The following is a 17,781-nucleotide window of genomic DNA, read 5'->3' as shown; positions in this document are numbered from 1 at the left end:
CTGTTTAATTCGATGGTTTTTATATCTTAGCTCAATCAATTTCCAAACTATGAAAAAATCCATATTGCTCTTTATAATTCTTCTCGGTGTTATAGTGGCTAACGCTCAAGAAACTACGCCGGTTTCGCCTATTTTGTCTCGTAAAAACGAACTCCGTGTTGACGTTGTCGGGCTCGGATTATCAAGAGTCAATTTAACTTACGAACGATTTCTAAACAAAAAATTTTCCGTAGGAACCGCTGGTGTGTTTTCGGCCAACAAAAAAAACAAAGACGATTTTGACCAAGGCAATGTGAATTTTTTTACCAAATATGAAATCATTCCTTTTGTTCGCTACAATATGTCGCAAGGTGCTCGGAGCTTTTATTTTGCTGAGATTTTTACCAACATCAATGGAGGCGATTTTAGGGAAATCCTATTGCTTACTGATTCGGCCAACAATCATTATTATGCCATTGAAAAGAATAGCTATGTCGATTTAGGCATGGGTGCCGCTGTGGGCTACAAATATTACATCATGGACCAATTCGGAATTGAGTTTCTTGTTGGTTTAGGGTCTAATCTATTTAACAAAGACAAAAGCCCAGACATTCTATCGCGTGTGGGTTTGAGTGTTAGCTATCGATTTTAATTCTGCATATTATGAAAACTAGAACCCTACAATATTTCTTTTTTATGGCCTTAGCTACTGTTTTAATGGCGGCAGATTGCTCTAATAAAGACAGTGAATTTTACAACGATGTTTTTGCTACTTCGCCCAATTTGGTGGTGATAGAAACTTCCGACGTTCCAGAAGACCAGTCTGTTTTTGTTGTGGCCGATATTGACCGCTTACTAAGTGTTACCGGTTTATCAAAGCCGTTGGATATATACAAAACTACTGGTGGTGCTGCCAAACTGAATTTTTCGTACGAAATTGAAAAGCAAAATGGAGACGACTGGGATTATATTGAAATCGCCAGCAACCAAATCCTTACTTCGATTGGCAATTCTGAAACCGGATCGTTTGTGTTGGCTAAGTCGGTTTACAATGAAATTACACAAACCTATGAATACCGTGCAGTAATTCAGAATTTGGCTTCCGGAAATTACCGATTGAGCTTCGGTTACAACAGCGATGAAAGCAATATCGTAGAATTGCGCTCTGAAAGTGCCAACAACAACTTGTTCCTGAATTTGAATTCGCCCAACACGCTGAACCTAGACGCCAACGGTTATTTTTATTTTACTGTAAATTAACTGCCCAATCTATTGGTTTTTTGTGGAGTAATTTAAGGTAGTCATTGGCCTGGCTGAAATGCTTGTTGCCGAACCATTTACCTTGGTTGGCACTCATCGGCGACGGATGCCCGGATTCTAAAACACAATGTTTGCTACGGTCGATTTTGGCGCCTTTCTTTTTGGCAAAACCACCCCAAAGCAAGAAGACTACTCCATTTTTTTCGCGTGAAATGTGTTCGATGACGGCATCGGTAAAAGTTTCCCAACCTTTGTTTTGATGGCTTCCGGCCTCGCCTTTGCGAACAGTGAGTGTGGCGTTCAAAAGCAATACGCCTTGCTTGGCCCAATGTTCGAGATTTCCTGTTGCAGGAAAAGGTTGTTGCAAATCAGTTTGGAGTTCTTTGAAAATGTTTATTAACGACGGCGGAAACGAAATGCCATCATTGACCGAAAAACACAAACCATTGGCTTGCCCAGCGCCATGATAAGGATCTTGACCGATAATCACCACTTTGATGTCTTCAAAAGTACAAGCGTCAAACGCTGCAAAAATCTGTTGGCCTTTCGGATAACAAGTGTGTTGTTGGTATTCCGACCTAACAAAATCAATCAGTTGGGCGAAGTACGGCTTTTCGAATTCATCGGCTAAAACGGCTTTCCAAGTGGGTTCGATGGTAACGTTCATTACAGGAAATTTGCTGTAAAAATAAAGAATTGCTAGCAGAATTTTGGACCGCTTCGCTTTAAGATTTTAAGACCGCTTCGCTGTAAGATTTATGTCACTTCCTTACCCGAAAAATAATTAACCATTAAATCGGAATTAGAAATCAGAGTTCCCGGTGGTTTGAGTAAATTTGTTCCGGAAATTCAAAGCCCATGATCAGTATTACTGAAAAAACTTTACAAGATTTACAATTCCCGACAGTGCTGGAAACGGTTTCAGGCATTTGCAACACGGAAATAGGCAAACTGAAAGCTTTGCAAATCACGCCTTTCAAGGAATCGGCGGTGCTGATGGATGCTTTGCTGCAAACCTCAGAATACTTGTCGTCGTTTGACAATAACAACGCAATTCCGAACCACGGTTTTGATGCGATTACCAACGAAATCAAATTCTTGGGCATCGAAGACAGTTTTCTGGAAGTAGGCAGTTTCAGGAAAATTGCCACTATTTCTGAAACCACCAATACGTTGCTGGCGTTCCTGAAGAAGTTTGAAGAATATTACCCGAAGTTATATCAGCGTTCTTCTACAATCGAATTGACCAAGGCGATCATTACCCATATTGAACAAGTTGTTGATAAATACGGCGAAATCAAAGACAATGCGTCGCCGGTGTTGCTCGATATAAGACGCAGCATGACTACCGTTCGAGGTAAAGTGAACCAGAGTTTCGGCATGGCGCTGACGCATTACAACAGCTTGGGTTACTTAGATGAAATTCGCGAAACGATTGTACAGAACCGTAGGGTTTTGGCGGTTTTAGCAATGTACCGACGCAAGGTCAAGGGTTCCATTATGGGCTCGTCAAAAACCGGAAGTATTGCCTACATTGAGCCGGAAACCACTTTGCAATATTCGCGTGAGTTGGCCAATTTGGAATATGAAGAAAAGGAAGAAATAACCCGAATCTTGAAGTTGCTTACCAATATGATTCGGCCCTACTTGCCGATGCTGGTGCAATATCAGGATTTCCTTAGCGATGTAGATGTGATAGCCGCGAAAGCCAAATATGCCAAACGGATTGGAGGAATCTTACCGAAAATTAACGACGAGCGCAGGCTGTATTTTCGAAATGCCTTCCATCCTATTCTACTTTTGAATAACAACCAAAAAAACGAACCAACTTATCCGCAAACGTTCGAGTTGCACCAGGAAAGAAGAATTGTTGTAATTTCTGGGCCAAATGCCGGTGGAAAAACAATTTCTTTGAAAACGGTCGGCTTGCTGCAATTGATGTTGCAATCTGGTATGTTGGTTCCGGTGCACGAACGCAGTGAAACCTTTTTGTTCGACCGAATTCTGACCGACATCGGCGATAATCAATCTATTGAAAATCATTTAAGTACCTACAGTTACCGTTTAAAGAACATGAATTATTTCCTGAAGAAATGCAATCGAAAAACCATGTTCTTGATCGACGAATTTGGAACCGGTTCAGACCCAGAACTCGGTGGCGCTTTGGCTGAGATTTTCTTAGAAGAATTTTACCACCGTGAAGCTTTCGGCATCATTACTACGCACTATTCAAATTTGAAAATATTAGCCAACGAATTGCCATTTGCAACCAACGCCAACATGCTCTTTGACGAGAAATCTCTCGAACCGATTTATAAACTGGTCGTAGGTCAGGCCGGAAGTTCCTTTACGTTTGAGGTGGCGCAAAAGAACGGCATTCCGTACGGACTAATCAATCGCGCCAAAAAGAAGATTGAAGTTGGTAAAGTCAGGTTCGATAAGACCATTGCGAATTTGCAGAAAGAGCGTTCCAAAATGGAAAAAACCTCGCAAACTTTAAAAGAAGAAGAAATCAAAGCGCGCGAGGAAAGCAAAAAAATGGAATCGATTAACCTGAAAATTAAGCAAAAACTCGAAAGCTATCAAGAACTCTACGACAGCAACCAGCGCTTGATTTATATGGGCCAGAAAATCGATGATATTGCCCAGAAATATTTCAACAATAAAAACAAAAAAGAACTCATTGGCGAATTTTTGAAAATGGTCGAAATCGAGAATTCCAAACGCAAGAAAGCTACGGCAAAAGAAGTCAAGTCTAAAGAAATCCAGCAAAAGGAAATTGTTAAAGAAGTAGCGGTTCAGGTCGAGAAAATCCGCAAAGAGAAAAAAGAGAAAAAGCTCAAAGCCAGCCTAGTCGTAGAAAAACCCAAACCCATTCTAAAAGTAGGCGACCGCGTGAGAATGCCCGACGGAAAAGCCATTGGCAGCATCGACAAAATCGAAAAAAACAAAGCCGTGGTGAATTATGGCCTATTTACTTCGACAGTAAGCCTAGATGTGTTGGAATTTGTTGAATCTGCAAAATAAAAATCATGCTCGATTTACCTAAAAATAAAAGCATCATTCTCTTCGACGGCGTTTGCAATTTGTGTGAAAGCTCGGTGCAGTTTGTCATCAAGCACGATAAGGAAGATCGTTTTCGCTACGTGGCTTTGCAATCTGATTTAGGAAAGAAAATTTTGGATCATATCGGCATCAACCCGAAAAATATCGATTCGATTGTGCTCTATGAACCCGGCGTGGCTTATTATTACAAATCGAATGCGGCACTACAGATTGCCAAACGTTTGGGCGGTTTCTTTCATTTGGGAACTGTTTTTAGAATTATTCCCACCGGTTTGCGAAATTTATTATACGATTATGTTGCAGCCAATCGATACAAATGGTATGGTAAAAAAGACAATTGTTTAATTCCCACCGCAGAATTAAAAGCTAAATTTTTAGAATAAAAAAGCCGCCGGTTCTCAAAATAGAAACAGCGGCTTTTTGTTTTTTTAACTACTTAGTTCTTCAAGATTTTCTTGATGCTCGCGCCTTGGTCAGACGTAATTTTCACCAAATACATACCGGAAGCCAAATCTGAGATATTCATCTCTAGGTCGGTGGTGTTGTTGAAAGTTTGTGATTTTACAACTCTTCCGTTGACATCGGTTAAAGCAACTTCGCGGATTAGAGCACTTCCATTGCCTGCTATATTAATGACGTTGTTGGCTGGATTGGGTTGGATCATAAAATCTGTGTTTTGCACTAATACCACCTCATCCACGCCCAATAACCCGTCAGTTGCTGTGGCACGTACAATTATGTTATCAAACAGCCCCACCGCAGCCGCAGTATTGGTTTGAACCGGTGCTGTTGTAGTGGTTCCGCTTCTAGATACAATAGCTACACGATCAGGTTCTGTTCCAGTAGCCGCGCCTACGACTTGACCATTAATATTTGGCCCTTTCCATCTGACTGTTCCGGTAGTTTTGTTGAAGCTAACACCTAAACGCACCCATGAATCTGCCGGTAAAACAATGTTGGTGGCTCCGGTACCTAGGAAAAATAAGTAATTCCCGATTGGAGCAGTCGCACTAGTATAATAGGCAATCCCGGAAATCACTAATGTTTTTGTATTAAATACGTAACCTCCAAGTACTTTTCCGGCTGTTGGGTCATAAATGTAAACGCCTTTGGTATTCAAACTCGTTCCTGAAGTGTTTCCGGTGTATAGGTCAAATTCGATTTCGAGAATGTCATTGCCTTCGCCGCGAAAAATCCATTGGTCAGAGAAACCGTCGAACCACATATTTCTGCGGCCTTTGTCGCCGTTGGTGCCTTCTATCTGGAATACATTTCCTTGATTGGTCGTGCTGGCTATAACCTGAAAATTGTTGTTGGACGCATTGGTTCCGGTGGTCGCAGCAGCCGGATCAAGATCGTAATTGGTCGATAAGGTGTAAAAGCCATTGGAAGCCGTTGCGCCGGTAATATCTGTGCCAATATTTCCTACAGGCATGGCATCAAAGTTTTCAGAATAAAGAACGGTTTGCGCTGCCATATTCTGAAATCCGGCCAGCACCATGAAGCTGAGTAATAGTTTTTTCATATTGTTGATTTTAAAATTATAGATAGTCTGCAATTTACCAATATTTGCTTTACAATTCGTTGGTTTAAAATATTTTAGATTCATCTTCTTTTTCCCATTTTCCTACCACCGAAGTGGCCAAAGCGTTTCCTAAAACGTTAGTGGCGCTTCGGAACATGTCGCAGAAATGATCGATAGGTAAAATCAAAGCAATGCCTTCAACGGGAATTTTAAACATGCCGCAAGTGGCCGCCACCACCACAAGACTGGCTCTTGGAACGCCAGCAATTCCTTTGCTGGTGAGCATTAGAACTAAGAGCATCGTCATTTGGGTGCCCGTACTCAAATCGATTCCGTAGGCTTGCGCTATAAAGATACTCGCGAAAGTCATGTACATCATACTGCCATCGAGATTAAACGAATAACCCAAAGGCAACATAAATGAAACAATTTTGTCTTTAATGCCGAAGCGTTCGAGTTCTTCGGTAAGTTTTGGAAAAACAGCTTCACTACTGGTGGTTCCGAAAGCAATAATAAGTGGACTAACAATATGTTTGAGCAGCTTTGACATTTTCGATTTTAAAAAAACATAACCTACCAATAAAAGCACTACCCACAAAGAGGTAATTCCCACCAAAAATGAGCCGAAGAACTTAGCGTAAGTTAGGGCCAAATCGCCAAAATCTCGAACGGCAAAAACTCCGGCTATGGCTCCAAAAACTCCAATCGGAGCAAACTTCATGACATAGTTTACCATTTTCAAGACAATGTGAGAAGTTTTATCTAAGGCATTCACCACTGGTTTGGCATGATCGCCGATAGAAGCTGCCGCCAATCCGAAGAATATTGAGAAGATTACAATTTGCAAAATCTCATTCGTAGCCATGGCCTCTACAATACTTTTGGGAATGATGTGCTCGACGAAATTCTGTGCGGAAAAATTTTGTGTTTTCTCGGTGACTTCACTCGCGGTATTCAAATCAATATCGGACAAGTTCAAACCAACGCCGGGTTGCAACACATTGACCCAAAACATTCCGATAAGCAACGAAATGAATGAAGCAGTAAAAAACCAGCCGAGCGCCTTTCCTCCTATTCTGCCGACCGCTTTGATATCGCCGAGTTTAGCAATGCCAACCACCAAGGTTGTGAACACCAGCGGAGAAATAATCATTTGCACCAAGCGAATAAAGATGGTTGCGAGCATTTTGATGTAGCCGCTAAATTCTTTGGCTGCATCTTCTGAGCAATTGTTGTGGATGATGATGCCGAGAAAAACTCCGACCAGCATGGCAATCAAGATTTGGGTCGTGAGATTCGAAAAGATTGAGGATTTGGTTTTCATATTTTTTGGAGATTCTATTGTTCTGCGTTTATTTTCTCGCAAAGACGCAAAGCTTGGGTTTAAATTTTTGTTTTATGGTGTCGGGTTCTGCTTTTCTATGGTGATTTGTGGGTTATGGTAGCCCTAGCCCTGATGGCAGCGGCATCCTTTTGCCTTGGGGTTCAAGGCGAAAGATAGAGCGGACAGCAGGATCAAGCTTCTGAACATCTTTATTGATACATTTTATTTAACAGATAAAAATCGGCCAAAACCATGGCGGCCATGGCTTCGACAATAGGAACTGCGCGCGGCACCACGCACGGATCATGACGGCCTTTGCCTTGAGTATTGAGGATATTTCCGTCTTTGTCGAGCGTTGGTTGCTCTTGCATAATGGTAGCTACCGGTTTAAAGGCCACGCGGAAATAAATATCCATACCGTTGGAAATGCCTCCTTGGATACCGCCGGAAAGGTTGGTTTTCGTACTTCCGTCGGACTCGTGCAAATCATTGTGCTCGCTGCCTTTCATTCGGGCGCCACAAAAACCGCTACCATATTCGAAGCCTTTCACAGCATTGATTGACAGCATGGCTTTACCGAGTTGGGCGTGCAATTTATCGAAAACCGGCTCGCCCAAACCAATCGGCACATTTTGGATAACGCAAGTCACAGTGCCACCAATAGTATCGCCTTGTTTGCGGATTTCCTGAATGTAAGCTTCCATTTTGTTGGCCGTAGCGGCATCAGGGCAACGTACTGCATTAGACTCGGTTTGAGAAAAATCGAGTTCTTGATAGGGTTTGTCTATGAAAATATCGCCGACCGAAGATACAAAAGCATTGATTTTAATCTGCGGCAAAATTTGTTTGGCAATAGCTCCGGCTACTACTCGGCAAGCAGTTTCTCGCGCGGAACTTCTGCCTCCGCCACGATAATCGCGAATTCCGTATTTTTTCTCGTATACGTAATCGGCATGGCTCGGGCGATAAGTGTTTTTAAGATGATTGTAATCTTGCGGTTTTTGGTTCTCGTTGGCAATGATAAAACCTATTGGAGTTCCGGTGGTTTTGCCTTCGAAAATTCCTGACAGAAATTGTACTTGGTCTGCCTCTTTGCGCTGGCTGACGATAGCCGATTGGCCGGGCTTGCGACGGGAAAGTTCGGTTTGGATGGCTTCAAGATCAAGGTCGATGTTCGGTGGGCAACCTTCGATGATTCCGCCGATTGCTTCTCCGTGTGATTCGCCAAATGAAGTGAGTTTGAATAAGGTTCCGAAACTATTTCCAGCCATATTTTCTTGTTTTAAACAAATGTAGGGTTTTTGGGTTAAGTTCAAAATTAATGTCGGGTCGTAAGTGCATTCGCCTGTTGATTTGTACAATAAATTCTACACAATAAAGTTTTATTGAGTACAAACTTTTGGGCAAATAGGTTTATTTTTGCACCAAATAAATCAAAAAATTATGAAGAAACTGTTTTTTACATCACTGATGGCTATTGGGTTTGCCTTGACTACACAGGCACAAAAAATTTCTGACAATGCGCTTGGTTTGCGTTTGGGCGACAACGACGGATTTGGCGCTGAGGTTTCCTATCAACGTGCTTTGGGAGATGCCAATCGTCTTGAGGCGGATTTGGGCTGGAGAAACAGCAAAAGAGTTTCAGCAATTAAACTGACGGGGCTTTACCAGTGGGTATGGAACATTGACGGAGGTTTCAATTGGTACGCCGGAGCTGGTGGCGGATTGGGTTCTTGGCGTTATGATGATCGTTATGATAACGATTTAGACGACAGTGGTTCATTTGCTTTTATTGCGGGAGACATCGGAATTGAATATGATTTTGACATCCCGTTGATGATTTCGCTGGATTTCCGTCCGGAATTTGGTGGAAAAGGATATTACAAAAACAACTACGGATCAGATATTGCGCTCGGCGTGCGTTATCAGTTTTAATAACTCCATTACCACAAAAAATAAACCCGTTGGCTCAGAAAACCGACGGGTTTGTTTTTTGAAATCAGTCTAGTGCTGGTATTTGAGTTTTTCGTTTTTGTCCCACAAGCCCCAATAGGCTCCCACTTCGCCTTCCGCTCCTACTTTCCAAGATTCGTCGAAAGAAGAAAAATAGAAGATATCAATTTGGCTTTCTTTTGACCATCGTTGTGTATTGATGAAATATTTCATTGCGTTTTCTGCTCCGGGATGCGAATCTTTCAAACTTTCTCCTTGACTAGGCCATCCTGTTTCTGTAATAATTACCTTCTTTCCTTTTGCGGCTTCAAGGGCCTGCTGATACATTTGTTTCATATAAACCAAGGAATAGTCTAGATAGCAGCCTTCCCAAAACGGATAGCAATTGCTCAGAATCAAATCGCATGCATCGGTAATTCTGGGTTTGATGGTGAACTCGTAGTAAGCGTCGACATAGCCAACAGGAATATCTGGAATCGCTAATTTGACTTGCTCGATGGCCGATAAAAGTTCGTCTTCGGTTAAATCTTTTCTGTAAAGCACCTCATTGCCAACTGCTGCAATATCAACAAATCCATCTTTGGCGAGCTGGATTAAGGCTTGAATTTCTTTCTGATTACTTTCAGCATCCTTGCCCAACCAAGCACCTACTAAAGTTTTCAAACCAAACTCACGTGCAATAACCGGAATCAGCTCGTTGCCTTCAGTACAGGAAAAAGAACGCACCCATTGGGTATGAGGTGCAATAATTTCCATTCTTCTTCGGACTTGGTCTTCCGCGATAATATCACCGGGCTGCTGACCGTCTTCATATAAGCTAAAACAAAGTCCGTGCATGCCTTGTTTTAAGGTTTCTAGAAATATTTTTTTGAGTTCCGTTGGCGAAGTATGGCTATAATCTGCGCCGCTAAGTTGTAATATATTTTCTTTTCTGAATGACATGGTTGTAGAATTATAATTCGCCTCTTCGGGCTACGAGTTCGTCTTTGATGGCTTTGGCTTTATCTTCGGATAAATTGTAATCCCACATCACCCAAATGGCAATAGCGGCAGTAATTATAGGGATAAAAATGTCAAAAAGCCTTAAATTGGTAATTGTCTCCTGAGTTTGTATCGGATTTCCGGCATCAAAACCAATCACTTCTAAAACCCAACCGGCCAACACTAGCGCTATGCCTTGACCTAATTTGACCATCCACCAATAAATAGCGCCAAAAGTTCCTTCTTTTCTAGGCATACCGTTTTCTAGTTCGTCTAAATCACAAACGTCGGCAGTCATGCTCATCATTAAAGTAAACAATCCGCCTAAACCGAATGAAATCAGTGGCAACGGAATGAACATCAGCCAAAGGTTATCCGGAGAAAATCCCCACCACTTTAAGCCGTAACCAATAATGGATAAAATGGTTGAGATGATAAAGGCATTCTTTTTTCCGAATCTGTTAGATATCATGGTGACAATAGGAATGATTAAAAAAGCCGTAAACACTGCGCTAATGGTAGAAAACCAAGCAGGCCAAGTGCCGGCCATTCCGTAATCGCCATTGAAAAGATAAAAAACAATAATAAAATAACTGAACGATGCCACCATCTGAAACCCGTTGAACACCAAAAATGTAGCAGCACACAACTTTAGAAAAGGCTTGTTTTTGATGATTTGTTTGATGCTACGGAACAATTCAACAAAACTTTGGGAAAGGTTACTGGCCGAGACCGGTTCTTTATTTTCAAGATTGGTCAAATCAATTTCGCGGCAGAAAAGTGCAGGCAAAATTCCTAAAATCAGACAGATAACCCCAACAATAATAGCCAAGTAATGAACACCTTCAGCTTGTGAGGGAAACATATCCGGATCGGCTATAATCACCCAAAACCAAGGAACAATCATCCAGGCAATTTGCCCCACAGTTTGCGAAAATCCCATGAGTCTGGTGCGCTCATTATAATCGGAAGTCATTTCGTACCCTAAACCAATAAGCGGTGTGGCAAAAATGGCATTACCGGTGAGGAAAATCAATGAAAAAATCAGGAAATACCAAAAATTATACATTTGAGTTGCCTTGGGGTCGAGTTGCCATAAAACAGCAAAGAGCAATCCGCTCAAGATGGCACCTACAAAAATGTAAGGTCTTCTCCTGCCCCATTTGGATTTAGTGTTGTCTGAAATATGCCCAATAATGGGATCCAATATTGCATCGTAAATTCTGGGCAAACCTCCGAGAATCCCGGCTAAAAATGGATCCATACCAAAGGCGGTGAGCAGAAAAAATGAAAACACACTCAAAGCACCCGGCAATAAATTATTGACCAAATGGCCTGCGCCAAAAGCGGCTTTCTGAATTAAGGGAACTCTTTCTCTAGAATGGACGGATTGATTTTCCATAATACTATTACTTTAAGGTTGAATGACCACTGTTTGCAGGGCTTTTGCAGCAATGGATATATTTTGTTTTGAGTTTTGATACTGTATCTGTAAAGCTTGAATTTCTTCTGTTGGGTTGAAAATCACTAAGGCAATTGTTCCATCCGGATTTTGAGCGGCCGTACTCATGAGTTGTGAATGTTCTATCTTACAACCAATTTTTACTGCTCCAGGCCTAATGAATTTGCTAAAATGCGACATTACATAATAGAGCGGTGTGAAATAAACTTCATCGGTTTCAGGGTTTACAATCACTGGCGCCACACACCAGTTTTTAAACCAGTTTGGTCCGCCTTGTTGGTCTAAAACCATGTTCCAATCAATCCAACCATCTACCCAATGATTCAAACAACCAATGATATCTGTCGCATATCGATTCACCGGAGCATACTTCGGATGCAAATGCTTGTCTTCGGCACTAGCCCAATCCCAACCCCAATCTGTGGCCTCTTTTTTCCAATACCAAGCGTCGTCTTGCCAGTGCGGAATTTCAGAATCTACACAAGCTTCAGTTTGAATAAGGTGCTTCTGAGGCGATTTATGGTGAGCATAATCTAGAGCTTCTGGAAAGTAATCATAAGTGCTTTCGTACCAATGAATGGCAGTTCCGCTGAAGTATTTTGAAGTAGCTGCATTTTGATACATGGTATCTACCCATTCTTTTAAACCGGCGCGGTTCTGATCGTATCCTAAAATCTTTACTTGTGATTTGCCATCCGACACCAGTTTTGGTCCTAAGTATTGCTGAACAAATTCGGTCATTTCCTTGGGCGTAAATAGCATGCTTTCCCAATTATTTCCGTTGCCGTGCGGCTCGTTGATGACCGTTAAACCCCAAATTGGAATGCCTTCTTTATGATAAGCATCGATGTATTTGCAATAATATAAAGCCCATGTATCGCGGTACTCGGGTAGTAATTTCCCACCGACCCAGCTTTGGTTGTCTTTCATCCAAGGCGGTGCAGTCCATGGGGAAGCAATGATTTTGAATCCATCTTTGGAAATGGCCTGGGCTTGATGGATGATTGGAATTAGGGTAGCTTGATCTTCTGCTATCGAAAAATGGGACAATTCCCTATCGTCTTTGACCATTGCATAGGCATACTGATGGGTTGAAAAATCACAGGAGTTAATATGTGTGCGAGTCAGTGAATAATTCGCTCCGCTTTCTCCGAAATAAGCCTGTAAAATTTTCTCCCGATTTTTAGCGCTTAACCGATTGAGCAAATAGGCAGTTGAAGCTGTAAAAGAACCTCCAAAACCTGTAATAGTCTGAAATCGCTGTTTTGCATCCAATTGAATCGCGACCAGATTAGGTAACGATTGAAACTGATTGATTTTCGTTAACGCATTCCCTTGGGCCGAAGTCTCGTATACCGTTAGATTGGGTTGATTTTGTGCCGAACTATTTTGCATCATTGAAAGCATGATAAAACTGATTATCAATATGTGGTAAAAATGACCTATGAAACGAACTCGGAGCGACATTACTTAGTTTCAATTAATTTAGAAATTGGCATGACTGCTTGCCAAAGCAATTGCTCATCTCCGTTATATGTTTTTGTAATAGGTTTTCCGTTGCGGGTAAGCCCTTTAAAAACGCCGGCATCGACATGTTTCCAAAGCATATATTTGGCCTGAGAATTTAAATTGATTAGCCCAAAATGATTCTCTGAACCTTCAGGATTTTCTCGGTCTTTCCATTGTTCATCGAAAGCTTCAAAATAGAAACAGCTTACTTTATGCTCAGTACTCCATTCGCGCATCAGTTTATAATAAACCGCGGCTTTATATTCATCTGTCGCTTTAGAATCTGTCTCGCCATAGCGTTCATTGGAATGTGAAGCCCAACCGGTTTCGCCGATATGTACCGGTTTATCAACACCGAGCGATTTCATATAACTTACAACACTTTCATACTGATTCACGGCGTAATTTTTGGCCCGAACCATTGCAGCATCGATTTTTTCTTTGTCAGACCAACTCGCTTCTGTTGAAGAAACGCCCCAAAATACCGGATGATAATGGGTATCATGCATCGGATAAGTGTGCAAGGAAATATAATCTACCGCTTTGATAAGCTGCTCTAAATCGTGGTTGTGATATAGCGAATCGCCGCCGCCCCAAGAAGCAAAATTATCCGAGCTGGTGATCCATAGGTTTTCAGGAAGTTTTCCTAGTTTTTTTAAATCTTGCAAATGATTGACCCATTTCAGGATAACCCGTGGTTGAACATAATAATTCGTAGCCCATTTCACCATGGCCTCGTTGCCAACTGCAATAATCTTGACAAGCTCTGGATACGCATTGGCAAGCCTTACTGCCTCTTTAATCTCTACTATATTTCGCAGACTTTCTTTTTCGTGATTGGGTACCGCATCAGTCCAGGCATTTTCGCAATCTATCCATGCGCCCAACATGACATACATTTCGAAGTTTGGCTTTTCCTTTTTTAACTCAGTAATTGCTTTCAGAACATTTGAAGCTTCTTGAAGGTGAACATTATAAGTTCGCAACATTTTGATCTGCATGGCTTCTAGCAATAACAAATCTTCCTTAATTTCGGCCAAAGTAGGTTCGTCAGTACGCGACTTGGTGCGATAACCACCATAGCAAATGGCTTGATACTCCGGATTTCCTAATAGTTGGGCTGCGGTCATTGGCTTAGAATCATGAGTTTGTATGACTTGATGTTGACAAGCAATTAGCGTGAAAAATAAAAAGCTTGCCCATCGTTTCATTTTCTTAAATCTTCTTCTTTTATTTCAACAGTAATCAACTCAATATCAGATTCTCTAGAAAATATTTTCTCACTGATAACTTCATCTAAAACAAATCCAGAAACAGTGACAGTTTTGCCCGCAATGAATTGTAACCGGATTTGTGCGTTCGACCCTTTTTGATAAACTACCGGAACCTGAGCTACCGAGAATGCGATACTGCCCTTTGACAAAACAATACTTTTCGGCGTGCCATTGGGTAAGATGAAATGTGCTGTTTTTTCTTGGGTTAGAAATTCAGACGCGAATAGAATTTTGGGGTTAAATTGCAACCTACCTTCAAAAACCGCTATGCCCAACTCGCCCATTCTGGTGAGAATATCCTCTTTGACCTGACCTGTCATTCCGGGTTGTTGCGCGCCACGATGCAGTGGTGTATGCGAATAAGGATCTGTCGGAAAAGCACCATATTCACGCGGCGATTTATGAATTCCGATGCCCTGACCAATTTGCTGATAATGACTCAACAAGCGGTCTATTATAACCGCATCTTCTTGATTTTGTATGGCATTAAAAATAGATTCCTGCACAGCTAAATGCAACTTAGAAACCATGTGCCAATATATTGAACCCAGTCCTTCGTAGGCGAAAAAAGTGCCTGAACGTCCGGTAAATGCTTTGTGATTAAAAACGTCTTCAAAAATCTGCAACACCTGCTGAGCTTCTTGTGCGACCATTTGGTGGTATTCTGGACGCTGTCCTAATTCACGAAGTATTTGTTTGAGATCATCGGCATTACGAAAATCACCATTAAAATGACAATCGCCGTGAAGGTCTTGCTGAATCAATTCGGTATTGGCATCGCGAAGCAACTTGACCAAAAGTGCGGATGCTTCCACTTTATTTTTAGGAATCAGATTTTTTTCCAGAAATTTTGGTAAAGCCTTGTTGGGATACAAAATATAACTGTTCTGATCTGCTCGATACAAAGCACTTTGGCGCATCGCATCAAGAATATCTAATGTGTCTTGACCTTTTAAAAAACCAGAACTTAAAATAGCCACCTGCCCTTCTAGCATTTCTGGCAAATAAGAAATTTCAATGGTATCACTCTGAATCGAAATCAAATTGTAGGCATGGTACAACTCATCTGAACGTTTGTTCGCTTGCAAAGTATGTTCGATAAACTGCAAACTCACCGAAACAAAATTCTTCAAACCGCTAATGGAAATCGTTCTTTTCTTGCCCCAAAATCCGCTTTGGTAAACATGCTGCCTGTAATCTGAAGCTGCTTGACCCAAAGCATCTGCGATTTTTTTCCTATCGCGATCCGAAATCGTACCTTGAAGTAGTGGACTGAAATGTTCTAACTGACCTCGAATGGCATGATAAAACTCAACCATTTCACTGGAAATTTTACATTGCTCGAGATCGGAATGCTCTAACAAATCTTGGAAGAATTTCAAAAATCGGTGCAGATACGAAAGCGTAACCATCGACACGCCATTACCTACCAAAGCATTATTGGCATCGTTCCATTCCGGGCGCTGGGTATTCATCCAAATGCCGGCTTCAGGAATAAAATTTGCCATTTTCGCCAGCAGCATCGCCAGGATTTTTTCGATAAAGTTTACATGATAAATTTGCTGGTCATCTCCAAATAACAGTGCACCATCTGCTCCTAATTCTTGTTTTCGCTGTTGAATTTTCTTCTCCCAAGTATGGTTGTAATCAATCGTGTTTTTGGGATCTCTCAGGATTTCTTCGTAGGCTTTGATGGTATACGGAACTGCAGCATATACAAAACAATCTTCATCGAAAAAAGAGGCCAACTTTCCCGGAAAATACTTCTCTGAAAACTCAAGAAACTTCAGCAAATAAATCACTTGATGGTCGCCCCAATATCCGATATAGGACCATGGATTATCGGGTTCTATAGTTTCCCAATCAAAGCCGTCTTTAGTCACGCGATACGGATTGTATCCGTCAAAAGTGGTGGCATTTAGAAATTTGTGAATCATGCCTGTGATGAACTTTGGATAGGCAAGCGCCAAGGCTTCCCAATTCTGAAAAATGTCGCGCCAATTGCCTTGATAATCTAGAATTTTAGAACCATCCTTTTCACTTTGGGTATTGATGGAAAACTTGTTCCATGGCCGGCTGGGATCTCCGTGGCGGCGACTGAATTTAAGAGGTAAATATTCCGTGGCCAACCGAAACAAATCTGGACTTTCAATGTTTTGAAGTTGTTGTTGAAGCTCGTCTAAAGAGAATACTGTAGGGAATGAAGCGATAAAATCTGGGTGACTTTGCACGACCATTCGATTGGCCTTGGTTAAATAACCCACAAAATCTTGTTTATCAATTTGGTAATTGCAATCAAAAATTCCACCGCGCATGATATTGAACAACACATTTGAAAAATGGCGGGTGTCTTTGAAATGATCAGCGGTATATTGCAACCCATCGGCTGCGGCATTGAGTGATAAGAGATTTTGCCTTCCTTTTTCTATATCGGATTGGACGAGTTGCTGAAGATCATCCGGATTTTGTAGTTGTTCGGCCAATTCAACAATCTGAGACTGGTTTTGATTGACATTGGCGATGATTTGCCAAGTTTTATTGTCATTGGATTTTAGCGCCAAGTTAGTGTGAATGAAATAAGCGCCTTTTTCTCCTTTAATATCTTCTTCCGGCAGCAAAGCCTGTTTTTTCCGAAAAGCGTTCAATTGTAACGAAGAAAGCAAATGCAAAGGATGATCGAATCCCAATGACCAGGCGACATTGGCTTTCAAGGCTTCACTAGGTTCGGCTTTGTCAACAATCATGGCACTAAGTGCATAAATACTAATTCCACTCTCGGAATGGAGTTCGCTTCGTTTGTAGGCATCCACTAAATTACTGGTACTGGTTTGCAAATCGGAGCTTACCCCATAAGGCATCAGGTTCTGAATCCCATCTAAAACCGAAATGAGATAATCTTGTTCCGATTGATTGCTTAGTGTAGCTGTTCTCACAAAACCAAACCGATGACTCGTGTTCCATTGGTAACGAAATATCAATCCACAATCATGGAAAATCTCTTCAAAAATAATAGAATGCCCTAAAGCACTTTTATAAAGGTTTCTGCTGAGCTGATATGAATCGTTGAATCGTTCGGAGAAAGGTTCCCAAAGATAAGTGCGCTGTTGGGTTTGAACTTGGAAAATGGTTTTACTTCCGGTAATATCAGCAAATTCACCGATTTTATCATCGGTATAATACGGAAACAATGCAAAATCAGCATTCTTTCTGCCGGCGCTCAAACCTCCGTTGCTGGAAATAAACAACCAATGATTCGAATCGCTGACGATACTCATAAAAAAAGGGTGCATCTGATCGGAACCGGAAATTTTATAAAATGGCTGTCCGTCAATATCAACCTTTTGCAAACGGTGGTCGTCATTCACTGTGCTAGAGTTGGGCTGCTGAATCTGATTTTGAAATGAACTCATTGGTGGCTGCTAGAAAATAGTTTTAGGGGTAGGATTTA

Annotated in this window: 14 protein-coding genes; 5 read left to right on the top strand and 9 right to left on the bottom strand. The window is 41.5% G+C overall.

The features are described 5' to 3' along the window. Positions 1-49 precede the first annotated feature (49 nt). Both G4D82_RS06325 and G4D82_RS06320 read left to right on the top strand, forming a co-directional pair. Complete coding sequence (locus G4D82_RS06325; RefSeq protein WP_166335715.1) at positions 50-631, top strand: DUF3575 domain-containing protein; 582 nt, start codon at positions 50-52, stop codon at positions 629-631. A gap of 11 nt (positions 632-642) precedes the next feature. Then, a complete protein-coding gene (locus G4D82_RS06320) occupies positions 643-1,239 on the top strand; it encodes a hypothetical protein (RefSeq protein WP_166335713.1) in 597 nt (198 codons plus the stop codon). On the opposite strand, the gene ung is transcribed toward G4D82_RS06320, so the two are convergent. Further along, positions 1,226-1,906 carry a uracil-DNA glycosylase gene (gene ung / locus G4D82_RS06315; protein ID WP_166335711.1) on the bottom strand — a complete coding sequence of 227 codons (681 nt, stop codon included), beginning with the start codon at positions 1,904-1,906 and terminating at the stop codon, positions 1,226-1,228. The two genes, G4D82_RS06320 and ung, sit on opposite strands and share 14 nt — an antisense overlap. 191 nt (positions 1,907-2,097) lie before the next feature. Between ung and G4D82_RS06310 the strand changes: the two genes are divergently transcribed. Together G4D82_RS06310 and G4D82_RS06305 are read left to right on the top strand one after the other, a co-directional pair. After that, positions 2,098-4,266 (top strand): endonuclease MutS2, encoded by a 2,169-nt coding sequence (locus G4D82_RS06310; RefSeq protein WP_166335709.1) that lies wholly within the window; start codon positions 2,098-2,100, stop codon positions 4,264-4,266. Positions 4,267-4,271: 5 nt separating this feature from the next. After that, positions 4,272-4,688, top strand: coding sequence for a thiol-disulfide oxidoreductase DCC family protein (locus G4D82_RS06305; RefSeq protein ID WP_166335707.1), 417 nt, complete (start codon positions 4,272-4,274; stop codon positions 4,686-4,688). A 53-nt stretch (positions 4,689-4,741) separates the two neighbouring features. Here the strand turns inward: G4D82_RS06305 and G4D82_RS06300 are convergent, their stop codons facing one another. The 3 genes from G4D82_RS06300 to aroC form a co-directional block, all read right to left on the bottom strand. Beyond that, positions 4,742-5,830, bottom strand: coding sequence for a T9SS type A sorting domain-containing protein (locus G4D82_RS06300; protein ID WP_166335705.1), 1,089 nt, complete (start codon positions 5,828-5,830; stop codon positions 4,742-4,744). Between the two features lie 64 nt (positions 5,831-5,894). After that, the gene (locus G4D82_RS06295; RefSeq protein WP_166335703.1) at positions 5,895-7,154 is read right to left on the bottom strand and encodes a dicarboxylate/amino acid:cation symporter; all 1,260 of its coding nucleotides are present in this window, start codon (positions 7,152-7,154) and stop codon (positions 5,895-5,897) included. A 209-nt stretch (positions 7,155-7,363) separates the two neighbouring features. Further along, entirely contained in the window at positions 7,364-8,425 is a 1,062-nt protein-coding gene (aroC, locus tag G4D82_RS06290) for a chorismate synthase (RefSeq protein WP_166335701.1), read from the bottom strand. A gap of 172 nt (positions 8,426-8,597) precedes the next feature. Here aroC and G4D82_RS06285 point away from each other — a divergent pair, with 172 nt between their 5' ends. Continuing rightward, positions 8,598-9,089 (top strand): hypothetical protein, encoded by a 492-nt coding sequence (locus G4D82_RS06285; protein ID WP_166335699.1) that lies wholly within the window; start codon positions 8,598-8,600, stop codon positions 9,087-9,089. Positions 9,090-9,158: 69 nt separating this feature from the next. On the opposite strand, the gene G4D82_RS06280 is transcribed toward G4D82_RS06285, so the two are convergent. From G4D82_RS06280 to G4D82_RS06260, 5 genes are all read right to left on the bottom strand, one after another. Next, positions 9,159-10,049, bottom strand: a complete 891-nt coding sequence (locus tag G4D82_RS06280; protein WP_166335697.1) for a glycoside hydrolase family 17 protein — start codon at positions 10,047-10,049, stop codon at positions 9,159-9,161. Positions 10,050-10,059: 10 nt separating this feature from the next. Continuing rightward, positions 10,060-11,490 (bottom strand): MFS transporter, encoded by a 1,431-nt coding sequence (locus tag G4D82_RS06275; protein WP_166335695.1) that lies wholly within the window; start codon positions 11,488-11,490, stop codon positions 10,060-10,062. 12 nt (positions 11,491-11,502) lie between these two features. After that, the gene (locus G4D82_RS06270) at positions 11,503-12,948 is read right to left on the bottom strand and encodes a glycoside hydrolase family 30 protein (protein ID WP_394352285.1); all 1,446 of its coding nucleotides are present in this window, start codon (positions 12,946-12,948) and stop codon (positions 11,503-11,505) included. A gap of 68 nt (positions 12,949-13,016) precedes the next feature. After that, a complete protein-coding gene (locus tag G4D82_RS06265; protein WP_166335693.1) occupies positions 13,017-14,189 on the bottom strand; it encodes a glycoside hydrolase family 17 protein in 1,173 nt (390 codons plus the stop codon). A 77-nt stretch (positions 14,190-14,266) separates the two neighbouring features. Then, a complete protein-coding gene (locus G4D82_RS06260) occupies positions 14,267-17,743 on the bottom strand; it encodes a hypothetical protein (RefSeq protein ID WP_166335691.1) in 3,477 nt (1,158 codons plus the stop codon). Positions 17,744-17,781: the final 38 nt, after the last annotated feature.

It is taken from the genome of Flavobacterium lotistagni (genome assembly GCF_011392125.1).
Taxonomy (GTDB): Bacteria; Bacteroidota; Bacteroidia; order Flavobacteriales; family Flavobacteriaceae; genus Flavobacterium; species Flavobacterium lotistagni.
The sequence above is the reverse complement of the archived record's forward strand: the minus strand, read 5'-3'. Positions and strand labels throughout refer to the sequence as shown.

Excerpts from the sequence above, each read along its gene's own strand:
- G4D82_RS06320 (WP_166335713.1), top strand. The coding sequence starts at position 643 with ATGAAAACTAGAACCCTACAATATTTCTTTTTTATGGCCTTAGCTACT.
- G4D82_RS06310 (WP_166335709.1), top strand. The coding sequence starts at position 2,098 with ATGATCAGTATTACTGAAAAAACTTTACAAGATTTACAATTCCCGACA.
- G4D82_RS06295 (WP_166335703.1), bottom strand. The coding sequence starts at position 7,154 with ATGAAAACCAAATCCTCAATCTTTTCGAATCTCACGACCCAAATCTTG.
- aroC (WP_166335701.1), bottom strand. The coding sequence starts at position 8,425 with ATGGCTGGAAATAGTTTCGGAACCTTATTCAAACTCACTTCATTTGGC.
- G4D82_RS06305 (WP_166335707.1), top strand. The coding sequence starts at position 4,272 with ATGCTCGATTTACCTAAAAATAAAAGCATCATTCTCTTCGACGGCGTT.
- G4D82_RS06275 (WP_166335695.1), bottom strand. The coding sequence starts at position 11,490 with ATGGAAAATCAATCCGTCCATTCTAGAGAAAGAGTTCCCTTAATTCAG.
- G4D82_RS06280 (WP_166335697.1), bottom strand. The coding sequence starts at position 10,049 with ATGTCATTCAGAAAAGAAAATATATTACAACTTAGCGGCGCAGATTAT.
- G4D82_RS06270 (WP_394352285.1), bottom strand. The coding sequence starts at position 12,948 with ATGATGCAAAATAGTTCGGCACAAAATCAACCCAATCTAACGGTATAC.
- G4D82_RS06285 (WP_166335699.1), top strand. The coding sequence starts at position 8,598 with ATGAAGAAACTGTTTTTTACATCACTGATGGCTATTGGGTTTGCCTTG.
- ung (WP_166335711.1), bottom strand. The coding sequence starts at position 1,906 with ATGAACGTTACCATCGAACCCACTTGGAAAGCCGTTTTAGCCGATGAA.
- G4D82_RS06260 (WP_166335691.1), bottom strand. The coding sequence starts at position 17,743 with ATGAGTTCATTTCAAAATCAGATTCAGCAGCCCAACTCTAGCACAGTG.
- G4D82_RS06325 (WP_166335715.1), top strand. The coding sequence starts at position 50 with ATGAAAAAATCCATATTGCTCTTTATAATTCTTCTCGGTGTTATAGTG.
- G4D82_RS06300 (WP_166335705.1), bottom strand. The coding sequence starts at position 5,830 with ATGAAAAAACTATTACTCAGCTTCATGGTGCTGGCCGGATTTCAGAAT.
- G4D82_RS06265 (WP_166335693.1), bottom strand. The coding sequence starts at position 14,189 with ATGACCGCAGCCCAACTATTAGGAAATCCGGAGTATCAAGCCATTTGC.